The organism is Kocuria sp. CNJ-770, assembly GCF_001942375.1.
Lineage (GTDB): Bacteria > Actinomycetota > Actinomycetes > Actinomycetales > Micrococcaceae > Kocuria > Kocuria oceani.
In genome coordinates this window covers 1-1,388 of the sequence record NZ_MKJW01000032.1, presented here as the reverse complement: position 1 = coordinate 1,388, position 1,388 = coordinate 1, and the positions used below count along the sequence as shown (strand labels likewise).

Genomic DNA, 1,388 nt, shown 5'->3' with positions numbered 1-1,388 from the left:
CATGGTGCTCTCCCTACTCCTCGTTCGTGTGCGCCCCGTCATTGTCGGTGGAATGAGGGACGTTGTACTGAGAGCGAAGGTGCTCCTTGATGTCGTCGCGCAGGATCAGCCAGGTCTTCCCGAGCTTGATCGCCGGCACGATCCCGTCCCGCAACCAGCGGTAGGTGATCGTGCGATCACCCAGACCCAGCACGTGGGCGAGCTGATCGACGGTGAGCCGCTCGGGCAGACCCTCGAAAAGCCGGTCGAGCGCGTCAGACACGACGATCACCTTCGCTCCCACACGCAACACTGTACACAGTCATACCTATTTGTTCTCTATCATTGTTTAACATTGCTAATCCTCCGTTGATGTTGTCTAATGCACATAGGGTCCAGTCTATTGGAGGCCCTGCGACCGAGGAGATGTGATGGACAACCGTTGGGCCGAGCTGGTGTCGCCCTCCCTCGAGGAGCAGACCCGGCCGATCTTCGAAGACGTCGTGGAGGAGACCGTCACGGTCCTCCGTGGCGCCTCAGGTCCCCAGCGAGGCGTCACTGGGCTCACCGAGCACGAGGGGCGACTGGGACGGTTTCTCACCGACGCCCACGACGTGTTCTGGCTCGGTGTCCACGGTGGGGCCGGGGAGTCCGTCCTGACCGACCTGCTCGGCGGCGTGAGCTGCCACCACCGGTGGCCCCTGCGCCCTGACGATGGAACCCAGCACGCCCGGGCGACGGTGTTCCTGGTGGCCCGGCAGAACAAACGGGGCCTCGACGCCGCCCGGCTCGCCGCCCGCGACTGGGCGGCCGGCGCCCACCCCGACGTCGATCTCCAAGGCCTGGTCCTGGTGGCCGATGCCCCGGGCCGCACCCCGAAGCCCTTGGCCACAGCGACCCGGGTGATCTCCGGCGGTGTGCCCTCCACCTGGGTGGTGCCCTGGATCGAAGAGCTCCGACTCACCGGAGCCGTGGACTGGGCGTCCATGGCCCGGGAGCCGAGAAAAGTCCTCACCGCCCTCGGTGAGGCAGCCGATGAAGCACTTTCTGAGAGGACCCCCCAATGATCGACCTCGTACTTGCTACTCAGGACACCGTGCTGGCGCTGCCGGCCGCCCTGCCCGACTCCGACCCACTGGCCCCTCCCGGGATCGGCGACACCTGGAACCGCATGGTCGGTGTCGGCAAGTGGATCGCCCTGGGCATCGCCGTCCTGGGACTGCTGGTGGTCGGCGGAAAGATGGCCTTCGACGCCCGCCGCGGAGAGACCACCGAAGAGGTCTCCGGAATCATCAAGATCGTGCTGGCCGTGGCCCTGATCTCTGGCGGCGCCTCGATCCTCTCCTTCATCGCCGGGGCATGACCGCAGGCAGCCCGAGGAACACCCCCCACCCAAGGAGCAGCAGGTG

General features: G+C 66.2%; 3 protein-coding genes. 2 read left to right on the top strand and 1 reads right to left on the bottom strand.

The genetic code is table 11. The features are described 5' to 3' along the window. Positions 1-13: 13 nt before the first annotated feature. Complete coding sequence (locus tag BJF77_RS01475) at positions 14-262, bottom strand: helix-turn-helix domain-containing protein (protein ID WP_255396082.1); 249 nt, start codon at positions 260-262, stop codon at positions 14-16. A 148-nt stretch (positions 263-410) separates the two neighbouring features. Between BJF77_RS01475 and BJF77_RS01470 the strand changes: the two genes are divergently transcribed. Both BJF77_RS01470 and BJF77_RS01465 read left to right on the top strand, forming a co-directional pair. Next, positions 411-1,046 (top strand): DUF6668 family protein, encoded by a 636-nt coding sequence (locus BJF77_RS01470; protein ID WP_075871082.1) that lies wholly within the window; start codon positions 411-413, stop codon positions 1,044-1,046. Continuing rightward, positions 1,043-1,342 (top strand): hypothetical protein, encoded by a 300-nt coding sequence (locus tag BJF77_RS01465; protein ID WP_075871081.1) that lies wholly within the window; start codon positions 1,043-1,045, stop codon positions 1,340-1,342. Before BJF77_RS01470 ends, BJF77_RS01465 begins: the two co-directional genes overlap by 4 nt. Positions 1,343-1,388 lie beyond the last annotated feature (46 nt).

What these genes read in the sequence shown, in the direction of transcription:
- BJF77_RS01470 (WP_075871082.1), top strand. Translation starts at nt 411, where the DNA reads ATGGACAACCGTTGGGCCGAGCTGGTGTCGCCCTCCCTCGAGGAGCAG.
- BJF77_RS01465 (WP_075871081.1), top strand. Translation starts at nt 1,043, where the DNA reads ATGATCGACCTCGTACTTGCTACTCAGGACACCGTGCTGGCGCTGCCG.